12 protein-coding genes and 2 riboswitches are annotated in these 20,658 nt (G+C 40.6%); all 12 genes read right to left on the reverse strand.

What is annotated here, in order from left to right; all coding sequences use genetic code 11:
* Positions 1–30 precede the first annotated feature (30 nt).
* Positions 31–1,479: an isopeptide-forming domain-containing fimbrial protein gene (locus G601_RS0117540; protein WP_026666100.1), complete on the reverse strand. Its 1,449-nt coding sequence runs from the start codon at positions 1,477–1,479 to the stop codon at positions 31–33.
* 116 nt (positions 1,480–1,595) lie between these two features.
* Complete coding sequence (locus tag G601_RS0117545; protein ID WP_196808911.1) at positions 1,596–6,773, reverse strand: Spy0128 family protein; 5,178 nt, start codon at positions 6,771–6,773, stop codon at positions 1,596–1,598.
* Positions 6,774–6,813: 40 nt separating this feature from the next.
* Entirely contained in the window at positions 6,814–7,491 is a 678-nt protein-coding gene (gene lepB, locus G601_RS23965; protein ID WP_051205995.1) for a signal peptidase I, read from the reverse strand.
* 165 nt (positions 7,492–7,656) lie between these two features.
* On the reverse strand, positions 7,657–8,712 hold the full coding sequence (locus tag G601_RS26550) for a hypothetical protein (RefSeq protein WP_026666102.1): 1,056 nt from the start codon (positions 8,710–8,712) through the stop codon (positions 7,657–7,659).
* A gap of 169 nt (positions 8,713–8,881) precedes the next feature.
* Positions 8,882–8,964: riboswitch (cyclic di-GMP riboswitch) on the reverse strand.
* Positions 8,965–9,133: 169 nt separating this feature from the next.
* Entirely contained in the window at positions 9,134–14,782 is a 5,649-nt protein-coding gene (locus tag G601_RS23975) for a SpaA isopeptide-forming pilin-related protein (RefSeq protein ID WP_155834560.1), read from the reverse strand.
* 125 nt (positions 14,783–14,907) lie between these two features.
* A riboswitch (cyclic di-GMP riboswitch) is annotated at positions 14,908–14,988 on the reverse strand.
* Between the two features lie 473 nt (positions 14,989–15,461).
* Entirely contained in the window at positions 15,462–15,818 is a 357-nt protein-coding gene (gene rplT / locus G601_RS0117565) for a 50S ribosomal protein L20 (protein ID WP_022760515.1), read from the reverse strand.
* A 46-nt stretch (positions 15,819–15,864) separates the two neighbouring features.
* The gene (gene rpmI / locus G601_RS0117570; protein WP_022760514.1) at positions 15,865–16,065 is read right to left on the reverse strand and encodes a 50S ribosomal protein L35; all 201 of its coding nucleotides are present in this window, start codon (positions 16,063–16,065) and stop codon (positions 15,865–15,867) included.
* A 132-nt stretch (positions 16,066–16,197) separates the two neighbouring features.
* The gene (infC, locus tag G601_RS0117575) at positions 16,198–16,731 is read right to left on the reverse strand and encodes a translation initiation factor IF-3 (RefSeq protein ID WP_330368868.1); all 534 of its coding nucleotides are present in this window, start codon (positions 16,729–16,731) and stop codon (positions 16,198–16,200) included.
* 208 nt (positions 16,732–16,939) lie between these two features.
* Entirely contained in the window at positions 16,940–17,548 is a 609-nt protein-coding gene (locus G601_RS0117580) for an HAD family hydrolase (protein ID WP_026491017.1), read from the reverse strand.
* 11 nt (positions 17,549–17,559) lie between these two features.
* Positions 17,560–17,841, reverse strand: a complete 282-nt coding sequence (locus tag G601_RS23980) for a hypothetical protein (RefSeq protein WP_035785348.1) — start codon at positions 17,839–17,841, stop codon at positions 17,560–17,562.
* A gap of 65 nt (positions 17,842–17,906) precedes the next feature.
* Positions 17,907–19,199 (reverse strand): adenylosuccinate synthase, encoded by a 1,293-nt coding sequence (locus G601_RS0117590; RefSeq protein ID WP_026666104.1) that lies wholly within the window; start codon positions 19,197–19,199, stop codon positions 17,907–17,909.
* Between the two features lie 159 nt (positions 19,200–19,358).
* Positions 19,359–20,480, reverse strand: coding sequence for an Ig-like domain-containing protein (locus tag G601_RS25405; protein WP_051205997.1), 1,122 nt, complete (start codon positions 20,478–20,480; stop codon positions 19,359–19,361).
* Between the last annotated feature and the right edge of the window lie 178 nt (positions 20,481–20,658).

The raw sequence follows: 20,658 nt of genomic DNA on the forward strand, positions 1-20,658 counted from the left end.
AAAAAAACTAATTATTTGCCAAAAAGTCAATTACTCAGCGTCGTTCTTTCTGCGAACTACGAAGAATACAACTGCAGCTACGATAAGAAGTCCACCAATGATGTAGAAGATTGTTGTACCAATTCCACCTGTTGAAGGAAGAACTGCACCAGAATTATTCTCAATAGAAACTACTCCCTGACCATCTGCACTAGGAGTAAAAGCATTTCCGTCGTCCTCTACAGGAACTAAAGTATTTGTTCTTGCATTATCAGCAGGAAGATTATAGCCAGGTAATGTCTCTGTCTCGTAAACCTTATAAGTATTTTCTATATTAGTAATACCTCTTATAACAATAAAACCATCTTTATCTGTAACAAGTTCAGCAGACGTACTATTTGCATCCAAATAATAGCAATTGTTAGCAGTATCTTTAGAGACCTTGACAGGGTTGCCAGAAGCATCTCTTAATTCAAACTTAACACCTTCGAGAGCCTTACCTGTGTTATCGTGCTTATAAACAACCGCTCTGTAAGTGTGGTAGTATACAGTATCTTCCTGATGATACTGATCATAATCAAGGTCTACCTTATTGTTCTTTGCTGTATCAAGAATTGCATCTGCAGTAATTGTAGCTGAGAAAGTAATAGTTGCTGTTGCAGCTAGTCCGGAATTAGGTGCAAAGCTAAATCCGAAAGTTGCACCCTTAAGTTCACTTACAGGAGTTCCTTCATAACCTGTTACTACTGCATCGTTATTATATCTAAGACCTGAAGACATGGTATCTCTAACCTCTATTGCCTTAGATGTAGCTGCAGGAATAACTACCTCAATCTGATAGTAAACAGTATCTCCAACCTTAACTGTTAAATCATTGTCTGCATAAGTACCTGCTGTTGCACCCTGTTTCTTATCAACTGTAGGATATGTGTTCTTCTCTGTAATACTTACATTTGCACTTCCAATTGTCAGCGCTATCATTTTTGAACCAAGGCTTGATGTAACAAGATAATAGCCATTACCATCAACACCAAGAGATGTTGCTCCACCTTCTGCCGCATTAACCGTACCTGATTCAAAGTTGTCCTTTATTTTATCAAATGCCGCTGCAAGTTCCTCTCCACTAGGCTTATTTGCATCTTCATATGTGGCATACACATTATATCTTCCATCGCTTGCGAGTGTGTAATCAAAATACCCTGTGGATTTAAGTGCCTTAGCACGATCTTCTGTGTCAGTGTAGTAAACAACTGTACCGGATGCAACTTCATTAGTTTCACTATTAAGTGAAGCACCCGCGCTAGCATCAGCAGATAAAATCTTATACCAGGTATATGTCTGTGCTGTTGAAGCCTCTTTCTTATTTGCATCACTATTAGCAGCGCTGTTGATAGTGATGTCTGCAGCCTTAGCTGTCATTGCGGTTCCTGCTGTAAATGTAATGGACATCGCCATAGCACCAGCAAGGATTCCAGTTAAAAATTTCTTGAGTCCTTTCATGTAAACCTCTCTCCTTTTGTTTGAATCTTGTCTGTTTTAGACGTTTTTTGTTGCTTTGTAACTTTATGTCGTGCAAATGAGCACTTTTTAAAATGCCTTAGGCATCTTAAACCTTATTATTCTTCTTTTCTTCTCTTTACATAGAAGATTCCACATGCTCCGATAAGAAGCATTACCAGTCCGACTATTACATATGGCAGCTTTCCAGTTCCACCTGTGGAAGGAAGCGCATATCCCGATACATACTGGTTAGTGATAGTAACTGTTCCATAGTTGTTATTCGCATCAGCAGACATAGTATACTTCGGCATTCCATCACCATTCAGTGCATGGTACTCTGTAGTACCGTATTTGTATGTAACAGAATAATCTCTTAAGTACTTTTCATCCTCTTTCACACAGTATTCATACTTGTTGCCATTCTCATCAAGAAGAGGAATATCTTCTAATGTAAGCGTCCATGAGTTATCTGCTGTCAGCTGATATGCTGTTCCATATTGCTTCCATTCACCGCCTGAAATTCTCTGATAAATGTAAACATCCAGACTAGTGCGATCCTTTGAGTTGTCCTGTCCTGTCGGATCAAGCCAAACCTTGCTTATAGTCAGTTCTCCAGCAAGCACATTATTAAATACAACATCTGTAATTTTTCCTGAAATATATTCAGCATTAAAGATGTATTTTGCATTTTCAAATGTATCCAGATTCTCAGGAAGTGTCAGTCTGCAAACAGCAAGTGTCTTACCCTTCTGATCTCTATAATAGATGTCCGCACCCAGATAGAAGAAATCTTCGTGTACAGTATGCAGATTATGTTTAGAATACTTCTCCGGGTTGGCCATGTTATCGCCATTATAGGTCTTGTTAAACTGTGTATACTTTTTACGAACCTGAATCTCTACAGTATATACAGCAGAGTCATACTTAATACCCTTGGTATCACCTGCGACCTCAGTTATTCTGTATGTATAATCACCTTCAAATCTGAATGGAACAGAACCAAAATCAGCAATTCTGGTATTATTACCATCTCCTACAATTGTAATTGTCGTGTTTTCAGGCATCGGCTGTGACTCAAGCTTTACTGATTTATTAGCAGTATCCCAAGCTTTATATCCGGCAGCCTCTATCTTGAATGTGAACGCCTTACTGCTATCCCATGCACCACCAGTAAAGTTCTTGGTAATCGTAATCGGGCCAACAGGTATGCTGTAATAGTTGCAGACCTGAACTGTCTCAATATCACCGCCTACATGGGCTTCAGGTGCTACGTCATAATGGTTCTTCAAGTCAATTGAATATACTTTTCTTAAGTTTTGACCACCTGTACCATAACCATCTACGCCGTTATTAGAGTCAACCGTAACATCATATTTTGTAACTCTTGAAAGGTTATTGGTTGTAATGACATAACTGCTATTTGAACTATAGTCATAGCCAAGAGTCAAACCATCTGCAACCTCTTCTACCTGGTAGGTACCTGCAGGAAGTCCTGAAATTGTCCACTGAGCATTGTTGTTATAAGTTACTTTATATACATTCCCCGAAGGATACTCAGTAGCTGCTTCCTCACCTGAAGTTCTGTCTCTGTTTGCTGTATCAACAAATCCCTTAAAGACGATATAACTTCCTGTATCCACATTAGTGATACGGAATCTGATAGTCTGCAGTAAAGCTGCATTAGTCTTATTTCTTACAAACTCAGAACCGAAGTCGTTAACAACCATCTTGTGGATTCTGAGAAGGCCTGAACCAGTATTGTAAAAAGCAGTATTCTCATCACTCAGCGCATTCGCCATATGCTTAGTTACATTATTTCTTAATGTATTTGTGTTGCCTGATGTAATATAGTTATTCTTTAACTGTTTAATGAATGCACTCTCAGACTCGTGGTTGTATTTAAAGTAAACAACCTTCTGATTCTCGGTACCGGGATTCTCAACCCTGGCAATAATGTAGTCCTCATCCTTTGTTATTGAAGAATCAGCTACATCATTCTCACTGATAGCAAAGTATATGCACCCGTCATAAATGTAGTTGTTATTATAATCAAAGGTAAACTGTATTGTAGAGCCGTCGTTCTCAAGGCTATCTGTCAATGTCTCGACGCTTCCATTGCTCTTTACAACTTTTACAGTAAACTTGAACTTATTGTTGCCCGGATCTCCTCCATTCAGGTACTTATGAAGAATCAATCCGACACTTCCTCTTGAAGTAGTATTATTAAATGTTGGAATTCCGTTTACTGCATTAGTGCAATTCTCATCTGTGTAATATGAAGGTGCACTTACGCGGTAGTACATCGTGTTAGTATATTCATTCAGCTTCTGGCAGGTAACCGTTACTTTTGCGTAATAAATTGTTCTATCAGCTGAATAAGCCTTAGCAGAATCATCAGCTGAACCCTGTGTCTCAGCTATCTTATAAACAAAGTCTGTACTCTGTCCTTCACCAATTGTTGTGTACTGATAATTTGAACGATTTTTCTTATCAGCTTCATTACCAAATGTTATAGGATTAAAGGTAACTACGTGTGGATCTTCATCGTTCTTGACAGTTTCTACTTCTGTCCATCCATTTGTACCATTGGAATCCTTTTTATAAAGTGTAAATCCAAATCCTTTAACAGTTGATGCCTGACCATCTACATTCTTATAGGTCTGGAACTGAGCAGTTCCACTTATCTGCTGAACTTCATCATATGTATTGTGGAACTCGCTGGTTATTTTAATGCTGGGGAAGGATATCCATCCTGCTGATGTACTATCATTTTCCCATGAAGCATACTGCTGACCTGATATGAAAACACCTACTACGCCATCAGAACTACGTACTGTGCTGGCATTAGGGAAGTTCCATATAATAGTTCTTGCAATTGAATCCTCTTTTCTTCCTGCAAGTGTGTCTGATCCAACTGTTTCACCATTTGTTTCAACCATGAATTTGTGTAATTTGATTTCGCCTGAGGGCATTACATTAAATACAATGGTCTGATCAGGATTCTTCTTAATTGTTAACTTCTCTGCTGCACCGATATTAGCAAGGTCGCTCTCAGAAACAGTTACATAATATGTTCCTGCAGCATATGAAGTAGTGTCGACATAATATCTTTCATTGCGATTAGCATCCTTAACAATTGACGCATTAGCAGTACGGGTTGCAAGATCTGCTGAAGCATTTCTTACGTATGTCATCATTCCTTCAACAGTATTTTCAAGATCTGCCTGTGTATGGGTTGTATCGAGCTTAATATACTCAGCACCCTTTTCATGACCTACATTATTCTTGTACTGTTCAGGAACCATGAAATATGCTTTTTCACCCTTAAGATTGAAGTTACCGATAATGCTTGCAGCTATAAATGTCTGCTCAACACTGTTTGTCATATCATTACCGGTCTGGGCATTAGCATATACTACCTTTGCTGCAAAGTTTGTCTCAGACTCATTTACAAAAATCTGGTATGTTGTAAGTCCAAAGTTTACAGCATCACCAAGAACTGATTTGAATGTATCTGTTCCGGGTGTATGGTTCTGATATGCAATAACTGCATATATTGAGAAGTTGTCCTCGCTGAATTCTACCTTCTCATCATCACCAACCTCAGCAGTTGCCTCGGTAAGTGTCTTAACCTCGATATCCTCAGAAGTAATCTCCTTAGCTTCCTCCGTGCTTTCGATTGAGTTTGCTTCCTTTACCTCATCTTTAATAGGCATATGAACTACAGAAATATCTTCCTGAGAAGCTGAAAGGCTATCAGATAACTGGTTCTCCTTAAACTGAATACTTACGTTTACCAAGCCTTCCTTAGGCTGAATCTCCTTGCCTTCATACATGAAAGCAATATCATACAGAATTGTATTGCTTTCGCTATACTGGCAGGATTCATCCTTTCCTGCATCCTTAGCAATTGCATCAGCGTTATCATTAAGTGCATTCAGGTATGCATCGTAATTGTAGTTCTCTGTCTGTGAATTGAGCTCTGTTACCTTAAGTTCAATTCCCTCAGGGAATACTCCCTCAGCTGTAGCCTCAGCTGTAACAATTACCTTGTCATCGCTGTAGCTAAAGCTTGTCTCTGTTGTAGCCTTAACATATGTGAAGACAATATCAGAATCCTCACTTATTGTTATATCTTCACTGTCGGTAACTGTAGCTTTATATTCTTTTACAACAACCTTGTTTTCTCTATTTTCAGTTCCTTCAGTCTGTTCACTTCCTTCAGCCTGTTCAGTTTCTTCTGTCTTCTCAGAATCCTCTGAACTGTCCTCAAGGACAGGTGTGATCTTTGTGATCTTCTGATCGTTATATGTTGCTCCAAGATAGAAATATCCATCAAGAGTTGTTGATTCACCCTGCTTAAGATCAGTTTCCTCAGCAATAACGAAATCTTCTGCTTCCTTTATCTCTGCACCGTCTTTATCCACATACTTGGCTGTGAGCTTGACACCACCGTCAACCACAATCTCATGTGAATATGTAAGTACAACTGTCTTATTCTCTTTAACAGTTAAAGCTGTTCCATCAGCTGTGTTTACTTCGTAATATTTATATCCATTGGCATCCTGCTTGGCTACGATCTTAGAAATAACAGTTTCATCGATTGAAGCCTGCTTAAACTCATAGCCCTCCTGCTTGGGTGCCTCTGTCTCAAAATCAAGGCTCTCGGAAAGACTTATTTCCTTTTCATCAGCAATCTGCTCATTGTCCTCAGTCACATAAGAAACTGTAAGAACTACATCCTGTGTAAGATCTACATCATTGGTGTCCTTAAGCCCTTCACTGGAGTTAGGAGCATCTGTGTTCTCACCATCTTCAGTTGTCTGATTATCAGAAGCATCTGCGAGGTCTGTTGTGCCATCAGAATTCTCACCTTCTGATGTTCCATCTGTAGATTCAGTCTCTGAATTATCTGTTGAATCTGTATCCTCATCTGATGTGACATCTGAGTTACCATCTTCATTTACATCAGCATCTGATGAAGTCCCCTCATCTGTGTCAGCATTATCTGTGCTTTCACCATCAGTACTGTCTGCATCTCCAGAATCCTGTACAGAGTCTGTATCTCCTTCATCCCCACCTTCAGCTGCAAGATCATCGCTATCATTCCCGCTAAGGACCATTCCAACATCCTCAGCATCCTCGTCTGATAACGCGTTCGCAGACTTATTAAGTGAATACATTGTTGCTGTTGTAACTAAAAGAGCCACAACCAACATTACTGATATCCATCTTTTAAGGTGAGTGTGTTTTTTTACAAACCCCTCGATACGATTGTTGTCCAATTTCCTCATTTCAATTCTTTCCCTTGTTACCTTTTCTCCGCCCAACGAATTACTGCAATTCCGGTTCATCCATACTTTCTGTACCGGTGCTGGCTTTACTCTCTATCCCCCCAAAATCTTTTACAGGGTAAAGCCTAAAAAATACTGCTCCTATCAACTGTTCTGCGGATACGCATCCTACAGTTGTTGATCTGGAGTCGATTGAAACCGATCTGTGGTCTCCCAAAACAAAATATCTCTTGTCAGGAACCTGATACGGAAATTCAACCTTGTCGCCCTCTCCCATGCCGGCTGCATACTGACTCGGATCTGATATATAAGGCTCATCCAGCTCAACGCCGTTTACATAAACCTTTCCAGCTTCGTCGATATTTATCCAGTCACCGGGAGATCCCACTACTCGCTTTACCAGAACCTTGTTGTTGTAGTAAAACGCGATCAACTCTCCCGTCTCAAATTGTGCATAGTTATTAGCTATTACAATCTGTCCTGTCTCAAGCGTAGGTGTCATACTGTCACCTGTAACTCTTAGCACTGTGATAAAAAAGCTTGATACCAGCACTGAGATAGCGGCCACAACCACGATAACCACCAGTGTATTTCTGAGTGTTCTCTTGTAGTCGTGCTTTCTGTATTCTCGTTTTAGCTCTGTTCTCAGTTCTTCAAGCGACGGTCTATTCAATTGTTCATTTGGAGCTTCTTGTGATGGAATCTTTTTATCTTCCATAATTTTCAGACCCTCTAATTGTCTGTGCTTAACCGCATAAGAACATTACATTCGAAGCGTAGCTTACTAATTATAAAATTTTTATAAACTTCTATGTATACGAATTATGCACTAAGCTATTCATAATCCGTACTTGACAACAATAGTTTCTTATGTATGTAACATTTAACTTTCTGCGGCAGTTTCCATTTTATCCGTATCAGTACTATCTATTTCGGCCTTCTTGGTTGTCTTTCTTGTTGTGCGTTTCTTAGTTGCAGTAGACTTCTCCTCAGTGGTAGTTTCCTTAGTTTTCTTCGCTGTTGAAGTCTTTCTTGTCCTCTTTACAGGCTTTTTTTCTTCAACAGTCTCGGTTGTATTTTCAGACTTCTCTTCTTCAACGTTCTCTACTGTATTTTCAGGCTTCTCTTCTTCAACAGTCTCTTCCGGCTCAGCCTTCTTTTTGGCTGTTGTCTTTTTGGTGGTTGTCTTTTTGGTGGTTGTCTTTTTGGTGGTTGTCTTCTTGGCTGCTGCCTTCTTAAGTCCGCCGGAGAGTTCCTTGATTCTGAGCATTTCCTCAGCCTCACCCTCTTCTTCCGGCTTAAAGCCGCGCTCAGCCTCGGCTATTCGCATAGCCTCTATCCTCTTAACAGTTTCCTCGTACTGTATAGCCGCTTTCTGAGCAGCCTCAAAGAATCCGTTTATGGAAAGTATCGCCTCTGCAAGCGTACCTGCATCCTGGATCTGCATAAGCTTCTTTTCTTCTTCAGCGTGAAGAGCATCTCTTTCTCTCTCCAGTCTCGCATGGAAGCCCTTAAATTCACGCTCATGCCTTGCCCTAAGTCCCGTGATATCCTTCTGGAACAAAGCTTCTGCCTTGGCTTTCTGCTCATTGAACTTCTCACGCATTTCTGCCTTTTCTTCATTGAAGCCGTTTAGGAGGTTGGCTCTCTCTATAGCAGCCTGCTGCATATAAGCGGTCTTCTCCCTTGCATGCTGTGCGATCAGTTGTTCCTTCTGCTGCGTGAACTTGCTTCTCATCTCAGCCTTTTCTTCATCGAATTTTGCAAGAAGCTCTGCTCTCTCATCAGCCATCTGCTGAAGGAGCTGTTCACGTTCCCTGTCGAACTGATTCTGCATCTCCTTTTCGTGAGCTCTAATGGATTCTGCTTCTTCAGAAAACTCAACCAGCATCTGCAGTAATTCTTTCCTGTTTAATTTCCTAAGTTCTTTACGTGCCATGAATCTCCTTAATTCATCCCCACATATAAATGCTTCAAAATAGTCCCCTCGTACTATGTTTATAGAGCAGCTGAACCTGTTTTATGGCAAAAAAATAGCCCGTTTGAGTTCAAACAAGGCTTTGCATCAAAAGAAAGAATAATAATGATGCGCTTCCTTTACTAAGCGCACCAGCAACTGGCTGTCTATCCCCATTGAACAGACCCTTTAGCTTTGCGTCACTACCTTGCGGTAGCTTTGCCCTGAATTTCTTCACTTAACCATATTTTGTTATTTACAGCACACTCATAATATGATAGCCATAAATAAAAATCAATAGAAAAGATGCGCTTTTTTGAACTTTTTATTTATTCCTGGGAAACTGATTTTTACTGAGTTTCCCAGGATAGTTTATGTACCTTATAATTTTTATAAACTGATCTTATTTTCGCTTTCTTCGTTTCCTCCTGAAATACTCCTCACCCACAAGAGCTAGTGTTACAAGAACAAGTCCGCCTATTGTGAAAGGTATTCTTCCGCTTCCTCCAGTAGAAGGTAAAGCATATGCCGGTACATCATTTCTTGTATTGGTAATTGTTATTGTTCCGGAGGTTATTCCAGGCGAATTGTTGTCGGAATAGCTAGCCGTGTAATATAGGTTTGCAACCTCAGAAACATAATATAGCCACTCGTATGTAATGCCGGTTGTATCATCTTTATAGAATCTGTCAAGTCCGTTCAATGTAACCTTCCAGTCGTCAACCGCAGTTATTGTTGTTTCTTTTTTAAAACCGATATCCTCTGCTCCGACTGTAGCTCCGGTGGCTCCCTTTGTACTGTTTGATGTATCAAGCCCTGCATCGGATGAAGCAACTGAAGCTGAAACATTGGCCATTGGTTTGTCACAGGTCTGCCATCCGTTCAATATCTGTATAGTAGTATTTCCCGAAATCGTAATGGTCTTAGTCAACCTGGTTATTGAATTCGAATTAACTTCATCAGCATATGTATGCTCTTCACCATTGATTATGATCTTAGTAAGATCATTCCCATGTGTAGCAAAGGTGAATGTCAACTGTGAGCCATCCTTTACAGACGGGAATCCCACATATTCAAGTATCTGGTTATTCGGATTTCTCCTGTCAATGTTTACTGTGTAGTAATTTCCAAGCCCTGAGGAATCCGACTTTCCGTTGACAACATTTCCAAGTCTTCTCCCAATCCTTATTGAAATGGCTGATGGCTTTGTAACATCATCAGCATTTACCCAATCCTTCTTGACTGTAAATGAAGTTGAATTCTTTTTATTGGGAGCATATACAGGCTGGCCTGCGGTAAACTCACTTCCTCCAAGCTCTGTAAAGAAGTTATCAGGCAGCTTAAGCTTGTAATTCTCTGTATCTGCAGAAGGTATGTAGAAACAGATAGGTGTTTCATCCTTCGCATAGCCCTGAGGCGCCGTTTTCTCCACAAGCTTGTATCCAACGTTGTAGACAAGAGGTGCTATCGCCACTAGTCCATTGGAGTCCGTCGTATATGTTCCATCAGCGGATTTCTCATTTTTCTGCTCTACCCATTGTGTACCATCATAATAGCTGAGTGAGAAAATCGCTCCCTGAAGCATTATTCCGCTGTTATCAGCATCCACCTTATAAAGGTTAATACCTCTTACATTAGCCCTTGCTCCGGCATCCTGAATTGTAACCGTTGTGCTGTTGCTTGCTGAATCGTGCTCCAAGGATATTCCCTCAAGCTTCGCGTCATTAGAAAGCTCAACATTGGAATTTGTTTCTCCTGTAAAGGTATATCTGTACTTTATTTTCAGGTGCTTTCCATCAGGTATCTTGAATACTATTGTGCTGTATACAAACTTACCTTTCTCTTTTCCTCCATAGTAGGAAGCCTCAGATTCATAACTGCTAAGACTATATGAGTACTCTGACTGTGAAAGCGGTGTTTCTGTTTCAACGCCATTTTCATCAGTGGTCACTTCATAAGCGACAGCCGAATCAGGAACCAGGTAGATCGTGTAATCCTTTAGGCACTTTGATTCAAGCACATCAGTTAATGTAAGTGTGTCGCCACCCTGAAGAAGATCTGCTGCGCCCGGGTTGACATCAAGAACATACTCAATTGTATTAATACTTCCCGATGCAAGCTGACTCTTCTTGGTCATCGCATACTCTGTCTTTGTTACCTTCTGTGTCTGGGAAGCCTCTCCAAGCTTCTCACTTCCACTGTCATCCTTGCTAACCACAACGTTATTAGTAAAGGATGCGGTGCCTACGGATGCAAAGTCATAATCATTTGCTATTTTCGCATGTACTCTGAAATATAGTTTCTTTCCACCGGCTGCCTTGCCATCGAAGCTGATCACTATATTGCCAGAGTCACCGGATTGTGAAAAACTTACTCCGTTAAGGCTTGCCTGTCCGCCATCAAATCCGCTGGCTCCGCTGAAGCTGTTGTTTTCAGAGACTTCAACTCCATACAGGAATTTACCGCTATATGTTCCGTTCTCAATTAAGGAGACACCTGAAGGCAATGTGTCAATTACATACAGTGTTCCCAATTCATTATTTGCCGGTATATTCGCCTCGATTATCCAGGTAAGTATTCCCTGCTTGTAGCAGTCTTCAGTGTAGTATTCGGCCTCGGACTCTTTCTCAATATTTTTTCCGTCATACTTTCTAACAAAAGGCTCGAAGGACTGCTGCGCTGTTCTTGCATAGACATCCTTGTTATATACAGCCGCTCTGTTTTTGAATAAAACTGAACCTTTTCCGTCTCCGATATCACCGGTCGTGCTGAATGTAAATGATACTGTCTCAGTTATGTCATCGTAGAACTTTATTTCAAGAGTTCTGGTTCCGCTTATAGTTCCGGCTTTTTTACTATCTAAAGCTGATACCTCAAATCTTCCGCTATAAACGCTTCTGATCGCACTCTTTAGGTTCTCTATATCTGACGATGTGAATACCTCGTCAGAATCCGTGAGCATCTCATAGAATCTCCAGTACTCCTGGTTGTTTGTTCCTTCATTCCTGCGGATAGGAGCGTTAAGTGTAACCTTCCAGGATACCTTTGCGCTTCCATCTGCGTTTATGCTCACACCCTCAGCTGTTTTACTTGCAGGATCGATAGTTCCAATCCAAACATAAGCTTCAGCAGTATTACCGCTCTGTGAGCCCTGAATGCTAATACGTGCTTGATTTTTCAGGTTTCCATAGATAATTTCATTTTCAGAATACTTATAAGTGTAAGTAAATTCATATTTGCAATAATCATCCTGAGTAAAGGTATATCCGTTTTCACCAAGTGTTATTGTGCTTCCCTTGGCTAATGGTCCGTAGTTTTCAGCACTTCCCTTTTCTACGCTCTTTACGGCAAGCTCTCCGATATAAGGAGTAGTCACCTGTGTCCAGCCACTATCTTCAAATTTGTATATAAGGTCAGATAAGTTGTAGCCCTTTAGATTAACATGTCCTTCATTTATGGTTATGTTCCAGGTTACCTCACCTTTATTTTTATCAGCCTTTCCGCTCTTCTTAATCGTAGGTACGTCACCATAAAAGTCAGAATAAACCGCTGCCTCTCTCTTATTTGATCCGTTGAAGGTAGCTTCCGCGTAGTTCTTTAATCTGAGCGGTGTAGTGGACTTTGCTATTACGTCCGGAACATTAAGTGTATATGTGGCAACATAGGATTCTCCCGCCTCAAGCTTTTGAAGAACCACGTAATTTTCACTGTTTAGCGACATATACTGCCTTGCATCTTCAGTTCTTCCGTCGCTGTACTTTTTAATAAAGTTAAAATCTCCGGTAGCACCTGCATTTGCAGTATTAGTCAGATCCTGCAAAAAGTTATTGTTATTTGACCAGTTGTTATATACTTCCAGCCAGTCTTTAAACAGAATCTCTGTGCCTGAGCCGTTCTCGGTGCTAAGAGTTATCTGATATTTAATTTTTCCGGATGCCCGCGAATAGTCCTCCAGTATCTTCTTATTAAGTGTCAAATCCGGAGATTTAACATTTAAAATTTCTATTGTAAATGTGACGTCATTTCCAAACTCGTATATCCTGGTTGTCTTTTCCTTGCCCTCATCGCCCTTTGCAGTGGCATAGAAGAAGAAATAGCTGTCATCAATTACATTTGTCTTATTTTTATCTGCAAACTCATCATGGAAGGTTATTGTAATAAGTCCGCTTTCATCGATTGTAAAGGTACCAACCTCTTCGTTATTACCGTTGTAAACAGAACCGCTAGCTGCCTGGTCTACAGTTATACCATGATTTGAAAGGGCATAAGTAACTGAAGGTTTCTCCTTACTTACAGTTCCTATCTTAAGGATATACTCAAGTCTGAAGATAAGGCCTTCGCCCTGATTTACCTGTGCGCCACTCTGTATCTCAGTTCCGCCAGTGTAGGATTTTGTTCCATCTGAATTCCAGTGAATATCAGGGTTCTTTTTAACTGATACTCCAGTAATCTTCATGCCACCGTCATTAGTTGAATCAACTATGGTCTCATAAGTAAGAGTCCCAGTTGCATTGCCATAATCCTGCCCTGCTGCATGGGCAACGATTGTGAAGCCGTCAAAAAAATCCATCACGGGTGATACAAATGAAAGCAAAGCGGAAGTAAGACTCCCGCTTTTTTTCAGTTTTGCATTGTCATCTGTGGACTCTGAAGTCTTATCCTCTTCATTACTTTCAGATGAGCCATCGGTGTTACCAGCATCCTCAGAAGAGCCATCCTTTGCATCGTTTTCGGACTCGCTGGCGATTTTCTCCTTCTTATATTCATCACTGTAGTTAACCTTTATCTGGTTATCCTCGGTAGCTTCTACAGTACCGTTTCCATCATCAAGGTCAGACTGTGATGTAATAACATTTCCATACTGCTCAGGTACGCTCATGTGAATATCATCACTAAGTGCCGCTTCCTGAGGCATGCTGTACTTAACTGTAATACGGAGATGATCACCCTCTTTGATGTCAGCCTCTGTTATTGCTTCCCAGGTTCCATCCTCTTTTAATCTTTCGATTACAGTCTCGGTTACATAATCTGCAAGATCGACTGACTCAGGGATATCCTGCTCTGCGATCTTACCTTCTTCTGTATTTTCAGCCTTCTTCTCTTCCTCGGACTCCTCTTCCTCTGTCTTGGTCTTCTCATATACGAAAACAAGGCTGGTATCTTCCTTGATTCTGCTGATATACTTGCCCTCTTCATCCTGCTCGTAGTCTTCGTAGGAAGGCATATCATCAGAAACAAATTCATAATATGTATACTCAGTCTCATCAGAGGCTGTGTATTTCTTCACATCGACCTTCTTGATCTCAAGGTCATCATAGGTAGCTTTCTTAAACTCGAAGCCCTCAAGCTCTGCTGCATCCTCAGGAAGCTCAACGCTTTCGTCTAATACTATCTCTTCTTCATCTGCATAGGCATTGCCATCATTATCAGTAAGAACATTGCCTTCATCATCAACGTAAGAAATTTTCAGAATGATATCCTTTGTAATCTCATCCTCTTTTTCCTCTGTAGGTTCTTCTGTCTCAGGATTCTCCGCTGTTTCCTCGGTAGCTACTTCTTCTGTATTTTCCTGATTATCAGGGTTTTCAGCATTCTCCTCATTTTCAGGATTTTCTGTGTTCTCAGTTTCCTCAGAATTCTCCTCTGTGCTCTCCTCGGTATTTTCTGTATCCTCAGAGCTTTCTTCAGGTTCTACAGCTTCCTCAGTCTCTTCTGATCCTGATTCATCTTCGTAGCTTTCTTCTGATTCCTCGCTGCTGTCGTCATAAGACTCTTCCTCTTCATCTTCAGAGTCTGCAAAAACAACTCCATCATCACCACCATCAGAGCCCTCATCTGAATAGTCCTCCAGAACCATTCCGACTTCCTCAGCACCTTCTTCTGAGACTGCTGATGCACCTCTGTTCATGGCGTAGAGTGTTCCTGTTCCCACAAGAAGCGAAAGCACAAGCATAATAGAAAGCCAGCGCTTTAGAAATTCGTGCTTCTTCAGGTATTCATTTAATTTCTCTTTTCCCACATGTCTCGGCATTGCTCTATAAAACCTTCCCACAAGAATCTCATCCCTGAAATTCCTATAAAAAAGCCCTGTTTGAACAATGCAAACAGGGCTTTAACAAATTCATCTGCACAAATATTTATCACAAGCATTATCAACTAATACCTGTTCCAAATAGTACAGGCAGCTGGCTATCTGCTCAAAAAACAGACCCTGTAGCTTTGCGTCACTACCTCACGATAGTTTTGCCCTGAATCTTTACCATATGTAATTACAGATGTAAGGCCACCTTCGTAAGTAGCAGGCTATCATATTTGAAACTATATTTCACATCTGTACCTAAATTTATGATACATTATATGATTCAAAAAATCAATAGCGAATATCATTATTTAAAAGTATTTTTCAAGTTTTCATTTATATATGATTTTATGGGCGAATTGATGCCTGACATCGGAAGTATTACTCGTACTCATTCTCCCTCTATGATGTACTTTACATAGAAATTATGCAAAAAACAAGGGTTTACATAGTTTTTTAAGCAAGAGTTTATCCTTGTTTATAAACTTTATCCTCTTATAATAAGAATTTCAAAACGGGAAATTATTGAAATTACAGACACACATTTTAGATTAGAATATTAAAAAGTCGCCCTATCTTGTGATAGTGCGACTTAATAATTATCTTGCCATAAGATACAATTTATAAAGCCTTTGCAATAGTCAGGTTTATGTTATGCAATCTTCTGCTTAGCGATCTCTGTAAGAGTCTTGAAGCCTTCAGGATCATTTACAGCCATCTCAGCAAGCATCTTGCGGTTAATCTCAACCTCTGCAAGCTTAAGACCGTGCATAAGGTTTGAATAAGACATACCGTTAAGACGAGCTGCAGCGTTGATACGTGTAATCCAAAGAGATCTCATATCTCTCTTCTTCTGCTTACGACCAGCGAATGCTGATGTAAGTGCTCTCATAACTGACTGCTTAGCAACTCTATACTGCTTTGATCTAGCGCCTCTATAGCCCTTAGCGAGCTTTAAAACTCTTTTATGCTTCTTCTTGGCGTTCATGCCACCTTTAATTCTTGCCATTTCGGTTTCCTCCTAAATATTTTTTCAAATGGTACTGCTCTTAAGATTAAACGTAAGGCAGAATCTTCTTCATTGTCTTTACATTAGTAGCATCAACTACTGCTGCCTGTCTAAGATTTCTCTTTCTCTTTGTAGACTTCTTTGTAAGAATGTGACGCTTGTACGCCTTGTTACGGATCAGCTTACCTGTGCCTGTTACCTTGAAACGCTTGGCAGCAGATCTGTTTGTTTTCATCTTGTGCTGCATAACTAAATCCTCCTATGCTGTAAATTATTAAAATTCTCTGCTAATTTAAGCAGTGTAATCATCCATAGAAACGATTCTGAACAATTACTTTATATGTAACTCTCCTAAGGGTTATTGAAGAGAAACAATCAATTACTTCTTCTCAGTAAGGAACATTGTCATACTACGTCCCTCAACCTTGGGCTGCTTATCAATAACAGCTATATCACTGAGTGCCTCAGCGAAATCTGTAAGAATGTGAACGCTTGCACCCATGTGTGCCATCTCACGTCCTCTGAATCTCAGAGTAACCTTTACACGGTTACCTTTCTCAAGGAACTTCTTTGCTGCATTAACCTTGGTGTTAAGATCGTTTGTATCAATGTTGGGTGACAAACGGATTTCTTTTATTTCAACAGTCTTCTGCTTCTTACGTGCTTCCTTCTCCTTGCGAAGCTGCTCATACTTAAACTTGCCGTAATCAACGATGCGGCAAACAGGCGGCTTAGCATTGGGAGCGATCTTCACCAGATCAACACCTGCCTCATCTGCAAGCTTTCTGGCATCCTGAATGGACATTACCCCAAGCTGTTCGTTATCAACTCCAATTACACGAACCTCTTTGTCTCTGATCTGTTCATTGATGAATAAATCGTTGTTGCTAATTGTTTTGTACCTCCAATTCACGAAACAAAAAAAGTGGATTCGCAAAAGAATCCACTTAACAATCATCTATGCTCTGCATCCAAATTCGCAGATAAAATCCTGAAAGGATAAACATCGAAAATTTATTAACGCCTGGAGCCTTCGCCACAGGGTGAGAGTGGAAACCTCTGCTTTATTTTCATACTAGCAAAATATATCACACAGCTATTGGTGTGTCAACAATATTTTTTCAATAATTTACTCCCAGGGCCTGAAGCTCTGATTCAACCTGCTCATAGGAGTTATATACTATACCGTTCATTCCGAATTTCTTAGCGGCTGTAATGTTCCTCACAGTATCGTCAATGAACACGCACTGTTCCGGAACAAGGTCGTATTTATCGGTAATAAGCTCGAATATAGCGCGGTCCGGCTTAATGATCTTATATTTATAGCTCAGAATTCCGCCGTCTACCTCATCAAGGAATTCATTCATAAACTTATTAGGTTCAAGTGCCTGCTTTGAAAAGTTTGAAAGAACAAGCACTTTGTAGCCTGCCTTCTTCAATGCCTTGATCCAGGGCATTGTGCGTTCTCTTTTTCTAAGAAGTCCTGTGAGATCTGAAAAAGCCATTCGGAGCTCTTTTTCTATAGAAGGATCGTTTTTCACAAAGCCATCCACGATTCCCTTGGAATCAAGAACACCTCTGTCGAATTCATTCCACGCCTCTGTTCTGGTGCTGGCATCTCCGATTCTCTGAACCATCTCTTCATCGAAGCCCTTATCTCTAAGGAAATCCTCCCAGCAAAAGTCCACAAGGACATTACCTATATCAAAAATTACTGTACTTATTGCCATAACTAAGCCTCTTACTCTGCGTCACTGCTGTCCTTTGCAGGGACGTCATTCTTACCATAGGGATCTGCTGATGCTACTGTTCTGTTGCCTGTAAGCGCGGTATATACCCACAGAATAAGCCACAGTAAAATCGGTATTGCAATCGTAGCAGCCGCACAACCTGCAAAAGCACTTCCAGGGCCCATCTCGCCGAATATAGCCTCAAAAAGAAGAACTACATATATACCAACAAGTAAGATAATGCCTGCTATAGCAATTACTCTCTTAAACATCGGTGTTTCGCTATTTTTCATAATTTCTCCTTAAAACCGTAAAACGGGCTGCCAACACTAACTGTGACAGCCCGGTAAAAATCATCTTATTTGCTAAGAGCGCTCTCGCGATAAATAATATCTTCTCTAGCAGGTCCGTTAGATACCATTGTGATCGGGTATCCAATCTCCTTCTCGATGAACTCGATATACTTGCGGCAGTTCTCGGGAAGATCCTCGTACTTCTTAATTCCGCGGATATCGCAATTCCATCCGGGAAGTGTCTCGTATACAGGCTTAGCCTTCTCAAGGAGATGTGTAACAGGGAAGTCCTTAGTAACCTCTCCGTTGATCTCATAACCTACACATACCGGAATCTCTTCAAGGTATCCAAGAACATCAAGTACTGTGAAAGCAACATCTGTTGCACCCTGAAGTCTGCAGCCATATTTACTTGCTACGCAGTCGTACCATCCCATACGACGAGGACGACCTGTTGTAGCACCGTACTCACCGCCATCGCCACCGCGTCTTCTGAGCTCGTCAGCCTCCTCACCGAAGATCTCGGATGTGAAAGCACCTGCTCCAACTGCTGATGAATAAGCCTTGTTAACAACTACGATCTGCTTGATCTCGTAAGGTGCGATACCTGCACCGATTGCGCCATAAGCAGCAAGTGTAGATGATGATGTAACCATAGGATAAATTCCGTGATCGGGATCCTTCATTGTTCCAAGCTGACCCTCAAGGAGGATTGTCTTACCTTCCTTATTAGCCTTTTCAAGGAAAAGAGCTGTATCAGCCACATAAGGCTTAACCATATCTCTCCACTCGTGAAGAGTCTCAAGAAGCTCTGTAGGATCAATCTCAGGCTTGTGATAAAGTTCCTTAAGAAGGATGTTCTTTGTAACAAGAACTCTCTCTACCTTTTCCTTAAGAAGCTCCTCATCAAAGAGCTCATTAACCTGGAAACCGATCTTAGCATATTTATCTGAATAGAAAGGTGCGATACCTGACTTTGTTGAACCAAATGACTTACCGCCAAGTCTCTCCTCTTCATACTGATCGAAAAGGATGTGATAAGGCATTACGATCTGGCAACGATCTGAAATAAGAAGGTTCGGTGTAGGAACGTTCTGATCTGTTACTGTCTTAAGCTCTCCTATAAGAACAGGAATGTTAAGTGCAACACCGTTACCGATTATATTAGTAATGTTTTGATGAAATACTCCTGAAGGGAGTGTATGTAATGCAAACTTGCCATATTTATTAACAATGGTATGTCCTGCGTTCGCGCCTCCCTGAAAACGTACAACCACATCGGCCTGATCAGCCATCATGTCTGTGATCTTACCTTTTCCCTCGTCTCCCCAGTTTGCTCCAACTACTGCTTTTACCATGTTTGTTCTCCATTCTGTGTTACAAGGTTATGGATATGCGCACCACTAAGGAACCCATATCCATAACAATAATTTTCTAAATAACCAACTGATAATATACTACATATTAGAAAATAAGTAAATGCACCTATTGGGCACTGGAAAGAAAAATATAAAAGATCAACTTATATTATCTAAAATGTAATTCCATATATTCTTGTTGGGCTTTGGCGAATAGTGCACTCCATCCTTTGAATCTACGTGCACATTTTTCTGAACATATTCAAACAGAGGTATTGTATCAACCTTTTTCTTCTTGGCCCATTTCTTGAGCTGGGAATTGAAGCTGTTTATTACTCCGTTTCCAAAATACGCTAGATCCTGAGGTGGCATGTATTGATCCCCGGATGCACCGACTGTGCATAGCACAAGCTTTTTGCCTGATGAAACAAGCTTGGAGTAATTCTTCTTATAAGGATTGAACGCACCATAATCATTTGCACCCATCCAGGTTATGATCGTGTCATAGTCGCTTAAGTCACTGTTTTTCAGAACATCCTTCATGAAGAATATTTTCGCACTGTTCATGGCACATACAACAATGTCATCGTGCACTTCACCAAGAATTGAAGATTCTGATCCCGAGAAGATATCAACGCTTCTGGAATCACCTATGAAAAGTGTCCTTACTGAGCTATCAGCAACAGTAACTATCATGGTGCACTTATCTTTCTTATTTGTCTTACTTCTTATTTTAATTTTGGCTGTGCCTTTCTTATTGGCTGTGATAACGCCATCCTTTGATACGGAAGCCACAGATTTCTTACTTGAGGAAAATTTCAGTTTCTTACTCTTTACCTTATGCCCTCTGATCTTTACAGTGATTCTGATATCATCACCGGGCACAACCTTATCATAATAAGTAGTAGCCTTACTTGAAGCCTCTACTGTAACCTTTCGATGGGTCTTGCGACTTGTAGACTTTGAAGACTTCTTACTATTATTAGTAGTATTGCTATTATTTGAGGGTTCCGGCTGTTTTCCCTGGTCGGCGTTATCATCCTTGGTATCAGCGCCATCGCCATCATCTTCATCATCAGCATCATCCTCATCTTCGCCGTCGTCTTCGTCGTCTTCATCATCGTCGTCTATTTCATCATCATCCTCGAACACCACTCTGATGTCCTGGTCCTCCTCCGCATAGGCTGTAACACCTACGCAAGGACATGAAATAGAAAAAATCAGCATGGCAAATAGAAGCACAAATGCTGATTTTAGCTGTCTGCTCTTAAAATTTCTCATGTGTTACCCCCAATCCTTCTCAAAGGGAAAGCTCATACCATTACTTGCTCCTTTGAGAACATCATATTTACTAGGAGTATTGTACCGAACACTAATAAATATTATTGGGGTGAAAATAACCAGTCTATAAATTAGCGGTTAATTTTTTAAAAGCTGAATATTATTTTTTTTAGTAATC

The sequence above is a fragment of the Butyrivibrio sp. FC2001 genome, assembly GCF_000424125.1.
Classification (GTDB): domain Bacteria; phylum Bacillota; class Clostridia; order Lachnospirales; family Lachnospiraceae; genus Butyrivibrio.